Annotated in this window: 15 protein-coding genes; 5 read left to right on the top strand and 10 right to left on the bottom strand. The window is 73.0% G+C overall.

Translation table 11 applies throughout. The annotated features are described in order from the left end of the window. Nucleotides 1-77: 77 nt before the first annotated feature. Nucleotides 78-923, top strand: coding sequence for an NAD(P)H-binding protein (locus tag ACH4E8_RS28905; RefSeq protein ID WP_398453641.1), 846 nt, complete (start codon nucleotides 78-80; stop codon nucleotides 921-923). Nucleotides 924-1,332: 409 nt separating this feature from the next. Here ACH4E8_RS28905 and ACH4E8_RS28900 read toward each other — a convergent pair whose 3' ends face one another. Next, complete coding sequence (locus ACH4E8_RS28900; RefSeq protein ID WP_398453639.1) at nucleotides 1,333-2,817, bottom strand: FAD-binding oxidoreductase; 1,485 nt, start codon at nucleotides 2,815-2,817, stop codon at nucleotides 1,333-1,335. Nucleotides 2,818-2,914: 97 nt separating this feature from the next. Here ACH4E8_RS28900 and ACH4E8_RS28895 point away from each other — a divergent pair, with 97 nt between their 5' ends. Continuing rightward, complete coding sequence (locus tag ACH4E8_RS28895; RefSeq protein ID WP_398453636.1) at nucleotides 2,915-4,372, top strand: hypothetical protein; 1,458 nt, start codon at nucleotides 2,915-2,917, stop codon at nucleotides 4,370-4,372. Here ACH4E8_RS28895 and ACH4E8_RS28890 read toward each other — a convergent pair. The 5 genes from ACH4E8_RS28890 to hppD all read right to left on the bottom strand — a co-directional run bounded on the left by ACH4E8_RS28890 (nucleotide 4,357) and on the right by hppD (nucleotide 9,911). After that, nucleotides 4,357-4,992, bottom strand: a complete 636-nt coding sequence (locus ACH4E8_RS28890; protein WP_398453633.1) for a class F sortase — start codon at nucleotides 4,990-4,992, stop codon at nucleotides 4,357-4,359. The two genes, ACH4E8_RS28895 and ACH4E8_RS28890, sit on opposite strands and share 16 nt — an antisense overlap. A gap of 215 nt (nucleotides 4,993-5,207) precedes the next feature. Further along, nucleotides 5,208-5,633 carry a hypothetical protein gene (locus ACH4E8_RS28885; RefSeq protein ID WP_398453630.1) on the bottom strand — a complete coding sequence of 142 codons (426 nt, stop codon included), beginning with the start codon at nucleotides 5,631-5,633 and terminating at the stop codon, nucleotides 5,208-5,210. A gap of 81 nt (nucleotides 5,634-5,714) precedes the next feature. Continuing rightward, the gene (locus ACH4E8_RS28880; protein WP_398453628.1) at nucleotides 5,715-7,799 is read right to left on the bottom strand and encodes a sensor histidine kinase; all 2,085 of its coding nucleotides are present in this window, start codon (nucleotides 7,797-7,799) and stop codon (nucleotides 5,715-5,717) included. Beyond that, complete coding sequence (locus ACH4E8_RS28875; RefSeq protein WP_398453947.1) at nucleotides 7,789-8,520, bottom strand: response regulator transcription factor; 732 nt, start codon at nucleotides 8,518-8,520, stop codon at nucleotides 7,789-7,791. The genes ACH4E8_RS28880 and ACH4E8_RS28875 overlap by 11 nt, the downstream gene beginning before the upstream one ends. Before the next feature lie 245 nt (nucleotides 8,521-8,765). Next, nucleotides 8,766-9,911: a 4-hydroxyphenylpyruvate dioxygenase gene (gene hppD, locus ACH4E8_RS28870; protein ID WP_398453626.1), complete on the bottom strand. Its 1,146-nt coding sequence runs from the start codon at nucleotides 9,909-9,911 to the stop codon at nucleotides 8,766-8,768. A 121-nt stretch (nucleotides 9,912-10,032) separates the two neighbouring features. Here hppD and ACH4E8_RS28865 point away from each other — a divergent pair, with 121 nt between their 5' ends. From ACH4E8_RS28865 to ACH4E8_RS28855, 3 genes are all read left to right on the top strand, one after another. Next, a complete protein-coding gene (locus ACH4E8_RS28865) occupies nucleotides 10,033-10,512 on the top strand; it encodes an Lrp/AsnC family transcriptional regulator (RefSeq protein ID WP_398453624.1) in 480 nt (159 codons plus the stop codon). Nucleotides 10,513-10,574: 62 nt separating this feature from the next. Beyond that, complete coding sequence (locus tag ACH4E8_RS28860) at nucleotides 10,575-11,234, top strand: ArsR/SmtB family transcription factor (RefSeq protein WP_398453621.1); 660 nt, start codon at nucleotides 10,575-10,577, stop codon at nucleotides 11,232-11,234. Further along, entirely contained in the window at nucleotides 11,231-11,446 is a 216-nt protein-coding gene (locus ACH4E8_RS28855; protein ID WP_398453619.1) for a hypothetical protein, read from the top strand. The genes ACH4E8_RS28860 and ACH4E8_RS28855 overlap by 4 nt, the downstream gene beginning before the upstream one ends. Before the next feature lie 111 nt (nucleotides 11,447-11,557). Here ACH4E8_RS28855 and ACH4E8_RS28850 read toward each other — a convergent pair whose 3' ends face one another. The 4 genes from ACH4E8_RS28850 to ACH4E8_RS28835 all read right to left on the bottom strand — a co-directional run bounded on the left by ACH4E8_RS28850 (nucleotide 11,558) and on the right by ACH4E8_RS28835 (nucleotide 16,988). Further along, entirely contained in the window at nucleotides 11,558-12,346 is a 789-nt protein-coding gene (locus tag ACH4E8_RS28850; RefSeq protein WP_398453616.1) for a PDZ domain-containing protein, read from the bottom strand. 157 nt (nucleotides 12,347-12,503) lie between these two features. Then, a complete protein-coding gene (locus ACH4E8_RS28845) occupies nucleotides 12,504-13,145 on the bottom strand; it encodes an IclR family transcriptional regulator (RefSeq protein ID WP_398453613.1) in 642 nt (213 codons plus the stop codon). A 289-nt stretch (nucleotides 13,146-13,434) separates the two neighbouring features. After that, nucleotides 13,435-15,225 carry a DEAD/DEAH box helicase gene (locus ACH4E8_RS28840; RefSeq protein ID WP_398453611.1) on the bottom strand — a complete coding sequence of 597 codons (1,791 nt, stop codon included), beginning with the start codon at nucleotides 15,223-15,225 and terminating at the stop codon, nucleotides 13,435-13,437. A 212-nt stretch (nucleotides 15,226-15,437) separates the two neighbouring features. Then, the gene (locus ACH4E8_RS28835) at nucleotides 15,438-16,988 is read right to left on the bottom strand and encodes an MFS transporter (protein WP_398453609.1); all 1,551 of its coding nucleotides are present in this window, start codon (nucleotides 16,986-16,988) and stop codon (nucleotides 15,438-15,440) included. Nucleotides 16,989-17,022: the final 34 nt, after the last annotated feature.

Below are 17,022 nucleotides of genomic sequence, written 5' to 3'. Positions count from 1 at the left end.
AGAGCGTAGACGCTGAGACATGGATACGAGCTACTGAGCCATGGAACGTCTTCCCCCGTCCGGATTCACTGGGGGGCATGACACAGCGCGACATCCTCGTAATCGGCGGTACGGGCACCACCGGCCGCCGCGTCACCCGCCGGCTGAAGGAGTTGGGGCACTCCGTCCGGATCGGTTCGCGCTCCGCCGATCCGCGCTTCGACTGGGAGTCCGCCGCCACCTGGGACGCGGCGCTCGACGGCGTCGACGCCGTCTACCTCGTACCGTTCGACGGCGCACGGCTCACCCGCCCGTTCGTGGCGCGGGCCGAGGAGCGCGGGGTGCGGCGGGTCGTCCTGCTGTCGGGGCGCGGCGTGGACGTGCCGGGGTACATGGACCTCTCGCAGCCGGCGGCGCAGACGCACGTCGACGGGGAGGCGGCGATCCGGGCGACGCGCTCGCTGGAGTGGACCGTGTTGCGGCCGGGGTGGTTCGCGCAGAACTTCAGCGAAGGGTTCTTCCGGGACGCGGTGCGCTCGGGGGAGCTGAGGCTGCCCGGCGCCGACGGCGCGGCGTCGTTCGTGGACGCGGAGGACATCGCGGCGGTCGCGGTGGCCGCGCTCACCGAGGACGGGCACGCGGGACGCACGTACGAACTCTCCGGGCCGCGGGCGCTGAACCTGGCCGAGGTGGCCGGGGAGATCTCCGCGGCTTCGGGGCGCCCGGTGCGCTACGTGCCGCTGGCGCCGGTGGACTTCGTGGCCGAGATGACCGCGCAGGGGTGGTCGCGGGAGGACGCCGAGGGGTACGTGGAGATCCTCTCGCCGGTGCGTCGCGGCCTGGACGCGCACCTGTCCACGGGGGTGCAGGAGGCGCTGGGGCGCCAGCCGCGGGACTTCGCCGAGTTCGCGGCGGATGCGGTGGGGGGCGGCGCCTGGGGCTGACCACGCCGGTTTCGCCGTGCGGCGGGCTGTGGTGTTGCGTCTGCGGCCCGTCTGCGGCTGGTCGCGCAGTTCCGCCCCAGAACCTCGCCGTTTCCCTGCGGAAGCGTTGGCCTCCGCGGCCCGGTGGTGGGTTGTTCGCGCAGTTCCCCGCGCCCCTGATGTGCTGCCCCCGTATTTCGTCTGCGGGTCACGGACGGGGATTTAGGGCGCTGGGGGTCCTCCCACGCCCTCCGGGCACAGGGGGCGGAGCTGCGCAACAGCCACAGACGGGCCGCAGAGGCTAACGCTCCCGCGGGGAAACGGCGAGGTTGGGGCGCGGGGGACCACCCTGCTCGCGGGGCGCAGGGGGCGGAGCTGCGCGGTCAGCCCGCCAGCGCGCCCCGCAGGGGAGGCCGCGGCGAATGGGGTGTCAGAACACCTTGCCCGGGTTGAGGATGCCCAGTGGGTCGAAGGTTCGCTTGATGCCCCGCTGCAACTCCAGCCCCACCGGCCCCAACTCCCGTGCCAGCCACTCCTTCTTCAGCACTCCGACGCCGTGCTCCCCGGTGATCGTGCCGCCGAGTTCCAGTCCGAGCGCCATGATCTCGTCGAACGACTCGCGGGCGCGCCGCGTCTCGTCCGGGTCGGTGTGGTCGAAGCAGACGACGGGGTGGGTGTTGCCGTCGCCGGCGTGGGCGCAAACCCCGATCGTCAGCCCGTGCTTCTCGGCGATCGCGGCCGTGCCGTCGATCATCGCGCCCAGTCGGGAACGGGGTACGCACACGTCGTCGATCATCGTCGCGGACTTCACGGCCTCCAGCGCGGTCAGCGCCGTGCGCCGTGCCTTGAGGAGGAGTTCGGACTCGGCGACGGTGTCCGCGGGCACGACCTCGGTGGCGCCGGCGGCCGTGCACAGCTCGCCGACCGCGGTCAGGTCCGCCGTCGGGTCGGGGGTGTCGAACGCGGCCAGCAACAGCGCCTCGGTGGTCTCCGGGAGCCCCATCCGGCCGAGTGCGTTCACGGCGCGGATGGTGGTCGCGTCCATCAGCTCCAGCAGCGACGGCGCGTGCCCGCGCGCCATGATCGCGCAGATGGCGTCGCAGGCCGCCGCCGCGCTCGGGAACTCCGCGGCGAGCACCAACTGCCGCGGCGGCTTGGGCTTCAGCGCCAGCACCGCCTGCACGACCACGCCCAGGCTGCCTTCGGAGCCCACGAACAGCCGGGTCAGGTCGTAGCCGGCGACGCCCTTGGCGGTGCGCCGGCCGGTGGTGAGGAGTCGGCCGTCGGCGAGCACGACGTCCAGCCCGAGCACGTACTCCGCGGTCACCCCGTACTTGACGCAGCACAGCCCGCCGGACGCGGTGCCGATGTTCCCGCCGATGGTGCAGGTCTCCCAGCTGGAGGGGTCGGGCGGGTAGTACAGCCCGCGCTCCTCCACCGCGCGCGACAGCACTGCGTTCACCACGCCCGGCTCCACGACGGCGATCCGGTCGACCGGGCTGATCTCCAGGATGCGGTCCATCTTGACCAGGGAGAGCACGATGCAGCCGTCGGTGGCGTTCGCCGCGCCCGACAGGCCGGTGCGGGCGCCCTGCGGGACGACGGGGACGCGCAGCGCGGTCGCGGTGCGCAGCACGTGCTGCACCTGCTCGACCGTGCGCGGCAGGACGACGACGGCGGGGGTGCCGGCGGCGCAGAAGCTCGCCATGTCCCGGCCGTACGAGACGGTGACGTCCGGGTCGGTGATCAGGGCGTCGGCGGGGAGTCCGGCGCGCAGACGGTCGAGGAGGTCGCCGAGGTCCACTGCGCGGCCGGCGTCGCTGAGGCCGCTGGCGTCGCTGGAGCGGTTGGAGCGGTTGGAGCCGTTGAGGTCGTTGAGGTCGTCACCGCGCGGTTGGTCGAGGGGATCGTCCATGCGTCCAGCCTCGCACCGGCGGCCATCGGTGTGAACCCGTGCCCCGCCCACCTGGATGATCGTCGTACCGTACGCAAACTGCCGCACAGTGATCGTCATGAAGGGCGAAGCTGCGAAGAACGTCGCGGTCGGCACGCTGGTCGCCGCGACGCTGATCACCGGAGTGGTGCTGGCCTTCCCCGGCTCGGGCCGGCAGGGCCCGCCGCCGCTGCCCGGCCCCCTCGCGCGCGCCGAGACGGCGGCGCTGGCGGGCGCGCCCGCGTCGGTGCCGGAGTTGGACGCGCTGATCGCGGACCGCCGCACGTGGCTCAAGGAGCACCCGAAGGACGAGGCGTCCTGGGCGGCGCTGGGCTCCGCGTACACCGAGCGGGCGGTGCGGGCCGCGGACTGGTCGGCGTACGGCAAGGCCGAGCAGGCGCTGAAGCGGTCCCTCGCGACGCTCCCGGGCGAGCGCGGCAACACCGACGCGCTGCTGGGCCTCGCGGTCCTCGCGGGCGCCCGCAACGACTTCGTCGCAGCGAAGGAGTACGCGACGCTGGCGCGCAAGCAGAAACCGCGGCGGTGGACGGTGCACCGCGCGCTGGTCGACGCGTACAGCGGGCTCGGGGACCACAAGGCGGCCGAGAAGTCGTTGGAGTCGGTGCAGAGCCTTTACGACGGTCCGCAGGCGCGCAGCCTGGCGGCCCGGGTGTACCGCGACCGCGGCTGGCGCGAGGACGCGGCGGCGAGCGCGTACGACGCGGTCGGCGCGGCGCGCGGGGCCGCCGAGCGGGCGCACGCGCTGTGGCGGCTCGGCGAGTTGTCGTGGGAGCGGGGCGAGCCGGAGGAGGCGGTCGGCTCCTACGACGCGGCGCTGCGGCTCGCCCCCGACCTGCACCCGGCGCTCGCCGCCCGGGCCCGTGCGCTCGCCGCCCTCGACCGCACGGACGAGGCGCTGCGCGACTACCGCGCGGCGCTGACGAAGGCGGCGCTGCCGGAGTACGCCCTGGAGGCGGGCGAGTTGGCGGAGTCCCTGGACCTCGACGCGGAGGCCACCGCCTTCTACGGGCAGGTGCGCGCCGCCGGGGAACGGGCCTCGGCGCAGGGGGTGAACGTCCGCCTGACGCTGGCCCGCTACGAGGCGGACCACGGGGACCCGGCCGAGGCGGTGCGGCTGCTGCGGGCCGAGTGGGACGGGGGCCGGCGCAGCCCGGAGACGGCCGACGCGCTGGCGTGGGCGCTGCACCGGGCGGGGCAGTCGAAGGAGGGCCTGCCGGGGCTGGTGAAGGCGATGAAGGACGGGCCGCGCAGCGCGCTCTTCGCGTACCACCGCGGCGAGATCGAACGCTCCCTCGGCATGTACGGCGCGGCCCGCCGCCACATCGGCGAGGCGCTGCGCACGAACCCGTCCTTCTCCCCGCTGCTGGCCCCGGCCGCCCGCTCGGCGCTCACGGCGCTGGGCGAACCCCCGGGGGGCGGCCCGCGCAAGATGACCGGTCGCGAGGGCCAGGGCGGCTCCAGCGGCAAGCCGGCGAACCGGCAGCGCAGCACCTCGACGGGTCAGAGGGTGGCGTAAACGATCAGGTTGTCCACCGGGTGTCCCTCGTCGTCGAAGGCTCCGTCACAGGTGACGAGTCGCAGTTCGGCGCCGGGGGTCGGCCCGTAGACGCGCTGGGTGGGGAACGCGGTCTTCTTCACGGTCTCGGTCGCGGTGACCGTGAAGGTCCGCGTCGTCCCGCGGGCGTCGCGCACCTCGATCTTCGCGCCCTTCGCGAGCTTCTTGAGGTCGTGGAAGACGGCGGGCCCGTACTTGGTGTCGTTGTGCCCGATGATGACCCCGGCCCCGACCTGCCCGGGCCGGGCACCCCCGGTGTACCACCCCGCGGTCATCCCCTTCTCCGCGGGCGGCACTTCGACGGTCTGGTCGGCGTTGAGCCCCAGCTTCATCAGGTCGCTGCTGACTCCGACGGAGGGGATGGCGACGTGTACGGGTTCGGCGACGGCCGACGTCGCGGCCTGCCCCGGGGACTGAGCCGTCGACGGTGCCACGGCACCGACCGACGCCTGCACCTGAGCGGCCTGCCCTCCGCCCTCGTCCCGAACCCCGCTCCCACCCCCCGCACACCCGGCCACGACGCCGACGAGCAGCGCGCAGAGCACCAGAGCGAGGAGGCGAGCAGGGAAGGGTCGACGCATGGGAGGCTCCATGGGGAGGGCTGAGCAAATCGGGGGCACCGGGTTCCCCACGCCCTTCGGGGCAACACCGTGGCCTGGCAGGCGCGACAGCGCCGTGATGCATGTGCAGTGATGGCGCCTGCGGCGGGGCGGGTGGCGAGTCGCGCAGTTCCGCCCCCCTACGCCCAGAGGGCGGGCCGCGTCAGACGAGACGGCCCGCCCCTGCGCACCCGCCGTCAGGAAGTCGCGTCAGCGCGAGCTGCTCCGCGACGGCGCACGAACACGGCCGCGCCGGCCAGCAGCACCGTGCCCGCAGCCGAAGCCGCGACGACGGTTCCCGCACCCGCGCCGCCAGACGTACCCGCCTCGGTCACCGGCCGCTCCCCCGCTGCCACGCCGCCGCGCGGCAGCACAGTCGCACGGGGCGTCCCGTCCTTGTCCTTCACCAGGTCGATGCACATGGTCGCCTTGTCGGCCGGCTTCACCGCTGCCGCACGGCTCTCCTCGAAGGGCATGCACTTCGTGGCCTTGTCCTGCACCGGCTTCGGCTTCTCGTCGGCGAACGCCGCACCGGCCGGCACCAGCACGGCGCCCACGACGACGGCCGTGACGGCCAGGGCCCGCAAGGGGCGACGACGGCGGCGCACAGACGCTTCGGTCATACGGATGACTCCTATCCGAGGGTCCCGAAGAGATTCGGAACCGTGTGACCGCAAGGCTGGCCGGGAGTTGTGAGGATCCTGTCAGGTCCCGATGTCCTCCCCGTCAGCCCTGGGCGCGACCGGCAGCAGCAGTGTGAAGACGGACCCATTCCCCACCCGGCTGGCCGCCTCCACCGACCCGCCGTGCGCCTCCGCCAGCTTGCGGACGATCGCCAGCCCGAGCCCGCTGCCGCCGGTGCGCCGGTTGCGGGACTTGTCCGCTCGCCAGAAGCGGTCGAAGACGTACGGGAGGTCGTCGGCCGCTATGCCGCTGCCCGTGTCGGCGACCTCGATGGCCACCCGGCGGCCCGCGCCCTCACTTTCGCCCTCACCCGCGCCCGCCCCGTACGCCCGCAGGGTGACCGTGCCGCCGCGCGGGGTGTGGCGCACGGCGTTGGAGACCAGGTTGTCGACGGCCTGGCGCAGCCGGACGGGATCGGCCGCCAACTCCCCCGCGTCGGCGCCCGCTTCCGACACCGTCAAGGTGACGCCCGCCGCCTCCGCGCGCGGCGCGTGTGCCGCGGCGACCTGCGGCAGCAGCTCGGCTATGCGCACCGGCACCGGGGACAGCCGCAGCTCGCCCGCGTCCGCCTGGGCCAGGTCCTGTAGGTCGTCGATGATGTGCTGGAGCTGGACGGCCTCCTCCAGGAGGGAGGAGACGAAGGCCGGGTCGAGGTCCGCCACCCCGTCCTGTGCGCCTTCCAGCCAGCCCCGGATGGTGCTCAGCGGGGTACGGAGTTCGTGCGCGACGTCGCCGACCATCTCGCGGCGCTGGTGTTCCAGCCGGGTCCGGTGCTCCGCCATGTCGTTGAACGCGGCGGCCAGCCGGCCCATTTCGTTGTCCCCGCGGACCGGCACCGGCTCCGCGGCCCCGCCGTCCTTCATCCGCTGTGCGGCGGAGGTGAGGGCCTGTAGCGGCCGGACGAGCCGGGTGGCGGCCAGTACCGAAGCCCCCACGGTCAGCGCCAGCACCAGCGCCGCGGCGCCGGCGATGCGCGCCGTGTTCTCCGGGGAGAGGTCGAAGCCGGGGACCTCCGCGCCGTCGGGGTCGCTGATGAACAGCAGCGCGGGGGACGACACGTACGAGCCGAGTTGGTCGCGGCGGGCGGTGTCGACGCAGTTCTCCACGACGCTGTCCAACCGGACGACGACCCGGGCCTCCGCCTCCTTCCTCGGCTCGGCCGCCCGCGGGACGGCTTGCACGGCGCTGTCCGGATCGGCCGGCGCCACCAACAGGATCTTCTCCCGGGGGGTTTGGCCCAGCACGGCGATCCTCGTGTCCGGTCCGGAGCCGAACTCCATCGTGAGCGGAACGCTCTTGTGGCCCTTGCGGCTCAGGCAGTCGTCGGACAGCTTGTTGAGCGCCTTGAGCGCCGCGCTCTCGGTTTCGGTGGGGACCTCCAGGCGCCTGAGCCCGCACTGGTCGCGGATCTCGCCGCTCTCGTATCCCGCGGCCCGCACCCAGGAGCGCCCGCTGGGGGCGGTCACCCGCTCGGCCGTGACGGACTGATCGCGCAGGCAGTCGACGGCTGCGTCCGCGACGGAACGCAGCCGGGCGCCCTCGTCGGCGGTCAGCCGGAAGGGACCCACGGCCCGGGCGTCGATGCCGCCCGGGGTCAGCCCGCCCGTCCCGCTGCCGGCCGTGCCGACGGGGACGGACGGCTGGTCGGCCTTCTGCTCCGCGGTCGGGTCGAGCACGGCTTCGGTGTTGAGCGGGTCGATGACGGCGGAGGCGTTCTCGGGCAGCGCGGGCGGCGTGCCGTCGGCCGCGGAGTCCGCGATGGGGACGCGGGCGCGGGTGGTGAGCGCGATCCGGCGGTCGTACTTCTTTGCCAGCGCGGCGACTTGGCCCTGCACGCCGTCCCACTGCGCGTTGGTCGCGGCGCGACCGAGGAGCGTCCGGTAGATCACGGCGTCATTGGTGAGGTTCCGCCCCTGCTCCTGCTTGATGGCGCCGGAGGTGGTCTGGGCGGCCAGCCAGGCGGTCGCCGCGACGGAACAGACGGCGACGAGCGCGGAGACGGCGAGCAGCCGGCCCAACAGGCTCTTCCGCAAGGGCAGTCGACGCCCGCGCGGGGTGCCAGTACCGGTACCGGCACCGGTGGCGGCGGCTCGGTCAGGACGCACGGCCGGCCCCCTTCGCCGGGTCGGCCAGCTTGTAGCCCACGCCGAAGACCGTGAGCAGCCGTCGGGGCTTCTTCGGCTGCTGCTCGATCTTCTTGCGGAGGTTCATGATGTGGACGTCCACGGTCCGGTCGCCGATGTAGCGGGTGTAACCGTGGAGCTCTTGGAGGAGGCGCTGACGGGTGAAGACCCGGCCCGGCTCGGCGGCCATGGCGCTGAGGATGCGGAACTCCCCCGGGGTGCACTCGACTCCTGCGCCGTCCAGGGTGATCTCGTGCCGCTCGGGGTCGATCACGAGGGCGCCGACGGTGATCAGGTGCTCCTCGACGGGGACGGGGAGTGGGCCGGCTGCGGCGCCCGGCACCGCGGCGGGCGCGGTGCGGCGCAACAGCGTGCGCACCCGGGCCATCAACTCCCGCGGGCTGTACGGCTTCGTCATGTAGTCGTCCGCGCCGAGGTCGAGTCCGAGCAGGAGGTCGTCCTCGGTGGAGCGGGCGGTGAGCATCAGCACGGGGAGCCCGTACGACTCGGCCCGCAGGATGCGCAGCACGTCGAGCCCGTCGGTGCGGGGCATCATCACGTCGAGCACGAGGAGGTCCGGCGCCCGGAGTCTGATCTGCTCGACGGCGGCGCGGCCGTCCGTCACGACCGTGACCGTGTGGCCCTCCCGCTGGAGGTAGCGGCGGACCAGCTCGGCCTGTTTGTCGTCGTCCTCGGCGATCATCACATGTGCGCACACGCCAACGATGGTAGGCAGCGGAACGAACACGCGCTCGGGCCTGTGGATAACTCCGCACCCAGGGCCCCGACCCAGGGCGTGTCCGCCCCTGCGCCTCTGGACGTAGCCGCCGTTTCCCTGCGGGAGCTTGGGTCTCCACCGGCCGGTGGAGACCCAAGCTCCCGCCGGACCACGAGGGCCACGTCCACGCACAGGGGCGTGCGCGGGACTTGCGGACGCGGCCCAGGGCGTCAGAGGTTGCCGCGCTTCTCCTGCTCGCGCTCGATCGCCTCGAACAGCGCCTTGAAGTTGCCCTTGCCGAAGCCCATGGAGCCGTGTCGCTCGATCATCTCGAAGAAGACCGTCGGCCGGTCCTGGACGGGCTTGGTGAAGATCTGCAGCAGGTAGCCGTCCTCGTCGCGGTCGACGAGGATCTTCAGCTCGCGCAGCGTCTCCACCGGCACCCGCGTCTCGCCGGCCCACTCGCCGAGGGTGTCGTAGTACGAGTCGGGGGTGTCGAGGAACTGGACGCCCGCGGCCCGCATGGTCCGCACCGAGGCGACGATGTCGTTGGTGGCGAGCGCGATGTGCTGGACGCCGGCGCCGCCGTAGAACTCCAGGTACTCGTCGATCTGCGACTTCTTCTTCGCGATCGCCGGCTCGTTGATGGGGAACTTCACCTTCAGGGTGCCGTCGGCCACGACCTTCGACATCAGGGCGGAGTACTCGGTGGCGATGTCGTCGCCCACGAACTCCTTCATGTTGGTGAAGCCCATGACCTTGTTGTAGAAGCCGACCCACTCGTTCATCCGGCCGAGTTCGACGTTGCCGACGCAGTGGTCGATCGCCTGGAAGGTGCGGCGGGCCGGCGGCTCGACGATCGGGGCGGCCGCGGTGAAGCCGGGCAGGTACGGCCCGTCGTAGCCGGAGCGCTCGACGAGGGTGTGCCGGGTCTGGCCGTAGGTGGCGATCGCGGCGAGCACGACGGTCCCGTGCTCGTCCTTGACCTCGTACGGCTCGGTGATGCCGCGGGCGCCGTGCGCGGTGGCGTAGGCGTACGCGGCCCGGACGTCCGGCACCTCGATGGCGAGGTCCACGACGCCGTCGCCGTGCTCGGCGACGTGCCCGGCGAGGAAGGCGCCCCACTCCGAGGTCTGCTTGATCACGGAGGTGAAGACGAACCTGGCGGAGCCGTTCTCCAGCACGTAACTGGCCGTCTCGCGGCTGCCGTTCTCCGGCCCGGCGTAGGCGACGAGCTTCATCCCGAAGGCGGTGGAGTAGTAGTGGGCGGCCTGCTTGGCATTGCCGACGGCGAAGACGACCGCGTCCATTCCCTTCACCGGGAAGGGGTCGGCCTCGCGCGCGGTGGTGGGGTGGTGATCGATGGTCTCAGTCATGGTTGCAGGCTCCACCCGATCCACAAGGTGCGCAATAGTTCGTCATTCCCCTGGGCAATCTGTCCAGCCCGGGTCCACGATGGTGGCCCCTTCTGTACATGGTGACCATCGGGGAGCGGGTATGGCGATCGATCATTTGGACGGCCGGCTCATCGTGCTGCTGGCCCGGGAGCCCCGCATCGGCGTCCTGGAGGCGTCGCGGCGCCTGGGGGTGGCCCGGGGCACGGTCCAGGCACGGCTGGACCGGCTGCGGTCCAACGGGGTGATCCGGGGCTTCGGCCCGGACGTCGACCCGGCGGCCCTCGGCTATCCGGTGACGGCGTTCGCGACGCTGGAGATCAAGCAGGGGCAGGGGCCGGACGTGCGCAGCCATCTGGCGTCCGTGCCGGAGGTGCTGGAACTGCACACCACGACCGGGCACGGCGACATGCTCTGCCGGCTGGTGGCGCGCTCCAACGCGGACCTCCAGCGGGTGATCGACCGGGTGGTGGGCTTCGAGGGGATCGTCCGGTCGTCCACGGCGATCGTGATGGAGAACCCGGTACCGCTGCGGATCATCCCGCTGGTGGAGCAGGCGGCCGACGAGCCGGGGCCCGCCTGACCCCGGGAACCCGTTACAAAGAAAGCTTTGCAACGAGATGCATGCAAAGCTATCTTTGCATCATGTCGGACCGCTCCGAACCCTCTCCCGTCACGCCGCACGACCCCGATGACCGGCGCGCGTATCGGCCGTTGAACCCGCGGTCGCTGCGCGGCCTCGCCCACCCCCTGCGCATCCGCCTGCTGGCCTCCCTGCGCCACGACGGACCCGCCACCGCGTCGGGCCTCGCGGAGAAGCTCGGCGAGTCCAGCGGGGCCACCAGCTACCACCTGCGGCAACTCGCCGCACACGGCTTCGTCGAGGACGCGCCCGAACGCGGCAAGGGCAGGGAGCGGTGGTGGCGGGCGTCCGCGGACGGCACGAGCATCGACCACTCGCTGTTCACCGACCCCGACCCCGCGGTGCGGGGCGCTGCGGACCTGTTCATCCACGAGATCGCGACGCTCCACACCGAGGAGGTCAGCACCTGGCTCGGCACCGCGCACGAGTGGCCCGAAGCCTGGCGGCGGAGCTCGGACCTCAGCGACTTCACCCTGCGGCTGACGCCCGCGCAGGCACTGGACCTGCGGGACAGGGTTCACGCCCTGATCGAGGACTTCCACTCGCAGCACGCCGAGCCCGACGCGGCGGACGCGGCGGACGCGGAGAAGGTCCGGGTGCACCTGCACGCCTTCCCGCGCGGCGCGGGCCGGCGGGACGATCCGAGAGGGGACGGACGATGAACGAGGCCCACCCGGACTTCCGGCTCCGCCTGGCCGCGGAGCACGCCGCGCGACTGCGGGGCCGGGCCGCGGCGGCCGCGCTGGCCGCGCAGGCCCGGGCCCTGAGCCCGCCGCGCACGCCGCTACGGGTGCGCATGGGATGGACCCTGGTGGAGGTGGGACTGCGGCTGGTGCAGCGGCAGGCGGTGCCGTTGCGGTCCCGTACGGCCTGAAGTTCGCTACGGCCAGACGTTCGCTACGGCCGGATGTGCCGTACCGCTTGATGTGCGGTACCGCTTGATCGGCCCCTACGGACCGTTCGCGGGCGCCCTCGAACGGTCCGCTCAGCAGGACGGGACCTTCTCGCCCTTCTGGAGCGCCCGCAGCGCGTCCACCGCGCCGTCCAGCGTCGTGACGGGAATGAGTTGGAGCCCCTTCGGCAACTCGGCGTTGGCGTCGGCGCACTCCCCCTCGGGCACCAGGAAGACGGTCGCTCCGTCCCGCTTGGCCGCCTGCGTCTTCAGGGAGACCCCGCCGACCTCGCCGACCTCGCCGTCCGGGCTGATCGTGCCCGTACCGGCGACGGTGCGGCCCCCGGTGAGGTCGCCGCCGGCGCCGTTCCCGTCGAGCTTGTCCACGATCCCGAGGGAGAACAGCAGCCCGGCGCTCGGCCCGCCGATGTCCTCCAGCCGCAGGGAGACCTTCACCTTGGCGGGGTCCTCGTCCAGGTACGACAGCGCCGCCTTCGCCGCGTCGTGCTGCGACTCCTCCATCGCCTCCAGGTTGATCTTCTCCACCTGCTGGTCGGACTTGCCCGCGGGGTAGACGGACTCCCGGGGCAGGACCGCCCGGTCCGTGCGGAACCAACTGTCCACGACGTCCTCGACGTCCACGTCCGTGGACGGCCCGGTCGCCACGATCGTCGTCATCCGCAACTGCCCGCTGGTCTTGCGCACGGGCGCGCCCTCGATCGAGATCACGGGCTGGCCTTCCTGCGTCCCGAGCACGTCGGCCGTGGTCCCCGGCTGGGCGATCACGAACGGCAACGGCACGAAGGCCGCGACCGCGAGCAGCGCGATGACGGGGAGGCTGCTGAGGGCGATGGCGCGGGGGCGAGTGAGACGGGAGAGCACGGAGCCAATCTAGTGCCAGCGCCACGCGGGCAGCGCCCCGACCACGTCTTGGCCGCCGGGGCCGCCCCGGGGCTCCCTGTGCCAAGGACTGCCGGCGGGTGGCTGCGGGCCGTTTGCGGTTCTCCACCCGGTTCTGCCCCAGCGGGCGCGGCACGCGTCACCGTAGGGCCTCGGCCACCTCGCGCGCCGCGTCGACCACGCGGGGGCCGACGCGTTCGGGGATGGAGTCGGCGAGCATCACCACGCCGACGCTGCCCTCTATGCCGGTCACCCCGACGAGGGGCGCCGCCGCGCCGCTCGCGCCCGCTTCGAGTTCGCCGTGGGTGAGGGTGTAGCCCGGGTCGTCCGCGGGGGCCTGGCGGGCGGCGAGGATCGCCTTGCCCGCGGCGCCCCGGTCCAGCGGGTGGCGGAACCCGGCCCGGTACGCGACGTGGTAGTCCGTCCACGTCGGCTCCACCACGGCGACGGCCAGCGCCTCCGCGCCGTCCACGAGCGTGAGGTGGGCCGTCGCGCCGATGTCCTCGGCGAGCGCCCGCAGCGCGGGCATCGCGGCCTCGCGCACCAGCGGGTGCACCTGGCGGCCCAGGCGCAGCACGCCGAGGCCGACCCTCGCCCGGCCGCCGAGGTCGCGGCGGACGAGGGCGTGCTGCTCCAGGGTGGCGAGCAGTCGGTAGACGACGGTGCGGTTGACGCCGAGCTTTCCGGACAGTTCGGTGACGGTCAGCCCGTGGTCGGTGTCGGCGAGCAGTTTGAGGACACGCAGTCCCCGGTCGAGCGTCTGGGAGGTCTCCGCGGTCACGACGCCCTTCTCCTTCGGAGTGAGTGACGGCGGGTCCCCCGGTCGTCGCGGCACCGGTCCCGTCGGCGTCGCGCCGAAGGCCCACCGCCGGGCCATGGCACACCGGTTGGGCACCGCGGCTGCGCTGCCACGGGGCGCTTGGATTGTGTGACCGGGACAGTAGCGAGCTGGTCCGCTCAGCGGAAGACCCCGTCCAGAATCCGGTCTCCCGACTGTGATATGGGACCGGTTCCTCCCCGTTCCTCCCCGAGGAGCGCGCCGTGATCAGCCGGGCCGACCGGATCGCCGGTCACCGCATCCGGGTGGCCCACTCCTGGACCTTCTTGATCCGTTCCCGGATCTGTCCGGCCGTCGCCTCCGCGCTCGGCGGTCCGCCGCACACCCGCCGCAGCTCGGTGTGGATGACGCCGTGCGGCTTCCCGCTCTGGTGGACGTACGCGCCGACCATCGTGTTGAGCTGCTTGCGCAGCTCCAGCAGTTCCTTGTGCGAGACCACGGGCCGGCGTTCGGCCGGCAGCTCCAGCAGGTCGGCCTCGGTGTCCGGCTTCTTGCGGCTGTGCGCGATCTGGCGGGCCTGGCGCTTTTGCAGCAGCATCTGCACCTGGTCGGGTTCGAGCAGACCGGGGATGCCGAGGTAGTCCTGCTCCTCCTCGCTGCCGGGGTGCGCCTGCATGCCGAACTCGGCGCCGTTGTACATCACCCGGTCGAAGACGGCGTCCGACTCCAGCGCCTCGAAGGGCAACTGGTCCTGCTCGCCGGTGTCCTCGTCCTGCGCCTGGTTCGCCTCGTCCATCTCCTTCTCGGACTCGGCGTACGGGTCCTCCTCGCCCTCCTTCTTCGGCCGGTCGAGGACGTGGTCGCGCTCGACCTCCATCTCGCCGGCGAAGCCGAGCAGGTTGGGGATGGTCGGCAGGAAGACGGACGCGGTCTCGCCGCGCCGCCGGGAGCGCACGAAGCGCCCCACGGCCTGGGCGAAGAAGAGCGGCGTGGAGATGGTGGTCGCGTACACCCCGACGGCGAGCCGGGGCACGTCGACGCCCTCGGACACCATCCGCACCGCCACCATCCAGCGCTCCGTGCCGTCGCTGAACTCGTCGATGCGCTGGGAGGCGCCGGAGTCGTCGGACAGCACGACGGTCGCCTTGGTGCCGGTGATCTCCCGGATCAGCTTGGCGTACGAGCGCGCCGAGTCCTGGTCGGAGGCGATGACGAGGCCGCCGGCGTCCGGCACCGCCTTGCGGACCTCGATCAGCCGCTGGTCGGCGGCGCGCAGCACGTTCGGCATCCACTCGCCGCGCGGGTCCAGCGCGGTGCGCCACGCCTGGGAGACCGCGTCCTTGGTCATCGGCTCGCCGAGCCGGGCCTCGATCTCGTCGCCGGCCTTGGTGCGCCAGCGCATGTTGCCGCTGTAGGAGAGGAAGATGACGGGCCGCACGACGCCGTCGGCCAGCGCGTTGCCGTATCCGTACGTGTAGTCGGCGGCGGAGCGGCGGATGCCGTCGTTGCCCTCCTCGTACGTGACGAAGGGGATCGGGTTGGTGTCCGAGCGGAACGGGGTGCCGGTCAGCGCCAGGCGCCGGGTCGCCGGCTCGAACGCCTCCAGGCACGCCTCGCCCCAGGACTTGGAGTCGCCGGCGTGGTGGATCTCGTCCAGGATGACCAGCGTCTTGCGCTGCTCGCACCGGTTGCGGTGCAGCATCGGCCGCACTCCGACGCCGGCGTACGTCACGGCGACGCCCTGGTACTCCTTGCTGAGCGGCCCCGCGCTGTACTCCGGGTCCAGCTTGATGCCTATCCGCGCCGCGGCGGCGGCCCACTGCTTCTTCAGGTGCTCGGTCGGCGCGACCACGGTGACCTGTTGCACCACGTGGTGGTGGAGCAGCCAGGAGGCGAGGGTGAGCGCGAACGTGGTCTTCCCGGCGCCGGGCGTCGCGACCGCGAGGAAGTCCCGCGGCTGCTCCTGCACGTACTTGTCCATGGCCGACTGCTGCCAGGCGCGCAGCTTCCCCGCGGTGCCCCAGGGGGCACGGCCGGGGAAGGCGGGAGAGAGGTGGTGGGAGTGGGCGGCGGTGGTAGTCACGGTCTCCGGTTCGACGGGCGCGACGGGCACGGAGCCCCGGCTCGACGGGGCTCGACGCGGTCGCGGGCGGTTCCAGCCGAGCCCGGCGGGGGCTCGGTATGACAACCGGGCCACCCTACCGGTGTGCCCGGACCGCTCCGGCTCGGACCGGGCCGGCCCGTGGGCGAGTGCGAGTTACCTCACACGGACTGCGACGCACGCCCGGGTACGCGTCAGGCGTCCGCCCGTTCGGGGGTACGGGTGCGCAGCCGGGTGGCGATCCAGGCGCCCGCCAGGGCCACCAGCGCCATCGGCAGGAAGACCGCGGCGAAGGCGCCCGGGTGGGAGCCGGCGGACTGTGCGGCGGAGGTGGAGGCGTGGTGCGCGACGGAGCCGCCGCCGAGCGCCGCGAAGGCCGCGCCGCCGATCGCCAGCAGCATGATGTTCGACAGCCCGTCGGAGATCTGGAGCGCGGCCGAGTTCGAACCGGCCTCCTCCGGCGCGGACAGCTTGAGCAGCAGCACGCTGGTGGACGCGATGACCATGCCCATGCCGAAGCAGCCGACGCCCCAGGCGACGGCGAGGCTCCAGACCGGCACGGAGTCGATCAGTACGGTCGGGGCGGCTGCGATGGCCACGGCGACCAGGACCATGCCGAGGGCCACCAGCCGCTCGCGGTGCGGCTCCATCTGGGGGCGGGACTGGAGGAACGAGCCCAGCGCCCAGGTGACCCCGCCGGCCGCGAGCGAGAGGCCGGCCATCGTCGGGGACAGTCCGCGCTGGGTGACCAGCATCAGCGGGATGAAGGACTCGGCGGCGATGAAGGAGCCCGCGGCGACACCGCGCAGCAGCACCACCGACGGCAGTCCGCGGGCCGCCCGGTAGGTGCCCCTGGGCAGCAGTCCGAGGACCGCGGGCACCAGCAGCGCCGCGCCCGCGACGGCCGGCAGCACGGACAGCCACGCCAGGTCCTGCGCGGCGTACTGGAGCAGCCCGGCGCCCAGCGAGATGCCCAGCGCGAGCCGGATGCGGCGGGCGTCGAACGCGGGCAGCGGCGCGCCCGGGTCGGCCGGTCCCGACGCCATCCGCCGGATCGCGGGCAGCGCGAGCGCCAGCGGGAAGACGACGAGGGCGGGGATGCCGACGAACACCCAGCGCCAGCTCAGGTGCTCGGTGACCGTGCCGGAGACCAGCGGCCCGACGATGGACGGGATCACCCAGCTCGCGGCGAACGCGGCGAGGATCTTGGGCCGCAACCGCTCGGGGTAGGCGCGGCCGATCACCACGTACAGCGCGACGATGACCAGGCCGCCGCCGAGCCCCTGGACCGCCCGGCCGAGGATGAACAGCCACATCGCGTTCGCGGTCCCGGACAGCAGCAGCCCCACCCCGAAGGCGGCGATGCCGGTGGCCAGCGGGCGCAGCGGCCCCTGCCGGTCGGCCCACTGCCCGGAGAGCACCATCGCGAACAGGCTGGTGGTGAAGTACGAGGAGAAGGCGAAGGCGTACACCCCGACGCCGTCGAGCTCGCGCGCCGCGACGGGCATGGCGGTGCCGACGGCGGTGGCCTCGAAGGCGACGAGCAGGACGACCGTGATGATCCCGATGCTCAGCGCCCGGTGCGTCCGGCCGAGTATCCCCGCGGGCTCCGGGTCCGGGCCCGGCTCCGGGACGTCGGGCGGTGCGGGCCGGGACCCGACGGGCTTGCTCACGGATGTCACGGCGGGCGCGGCTGCGCCGTCGACGTCCACGTCGACGTCACGGGGTTCGGAGGCGGGGGTCATGCGCTCAGGGTAAGTGGCGTGGAGCGAAATCGAC

The sequence above is a fragment of the Streptomyces sp. NPDC017979 genome (assembly GCF_044328175.1).
In the GTDB taxonomy this organism is placed as follows: Bacteria; Actinomycetota; Actinomycetes; order Streptomycetales; family Streptomycetaceae; genus Streptomyces.
Note: the sequence above shows the minus strand (reverse complement) of the source record. Positions and strands in the feature narration are given on the sequence as shown.

Excerpts from the sequence above, each read along its gene's own strand:
- ACH4E8_RS28860 (WP_398453621.1), top strand. The coding sequence starts at position 10,575 with ATGTCGGACCGCTCCGAACCCTCTCCCGTCACGCCGCACGACCCCGAT.
- ACH4E8_RS28855 (WP_398453619.1), top strand. The coding sequence starts at position 11,231 with ATGAACGAGGCCCACCCGGACTTCCGGCTCCGCCTGGCCGCGGAGCAC.
- ACH4E8_RS28900 (WP_398453639.1), bottom strand. The coding sequence starts at position 2,817 with ATGGACGATCCCCTCGACCAACCGCGCGGTGACGACCTCAACGACCTC.
- ACH4E8_RS28905 (WP_398453641.1), top strand. The coding sequence starts at position 78 with ATGACACAGCGCGACATCCTCGTAATCGGCGGTACGGGCACCACCGGC.
- ACH4E8_RS28885 (WP_398453630.1), bottom strand. The coding sequence starts at position 5,633 with ATGACCGAAGCGTCTGTGCGCCGCCGTCGTCGCCCCTTGCGGGCCCTG.
- hppD (WP_398453626.1), bottom strand. The coding sequence starts at position 9,911 with ATGACTGAGACCATCGATCACCACCCCACCACCGCGCGCGAGGCCGAC.
- ACH4E8_RS28890 (WP_398453633.1), bottom strand. The coding sequence starts at position 4,992 with ATGCGTCGACCCTTCCCTGCTCGCCTCCTCGCTCTGGTGCTCTGCGCG.
- ACH4E8_RS28865 (WP_398453624.1), top strand. The coding sequence starts at position 10,033 with ATGGCGATCGATCATTTGGACGGCCGGCTCATCGTGCTGCTGGCCCGG.
- ACH4E8_RS28895 (WP_398453636.1), top strand. The coding sequence starts at position 2,915 with ATGAAGGGCGAAGCTGCGAAGAACGTCGCGGTCGGCACGCTGGTCGCC.
- ACH4E8_RS28875 (WP_398453947.1), bottom strand. The coding sequence starts at position 8,520 with ATGATCGCCGAGGACGACGACAAACAGGCCGAGCTGGTCCGCCGCTAC.
- ACH4E8_RS28835 (WP_398453609.1), bottom strand. The coding sequence starts at position 16,988 with ATGACCCCCGCCTCCGAACCCCGTGACGTCGACGTGGACGTCGACGGC.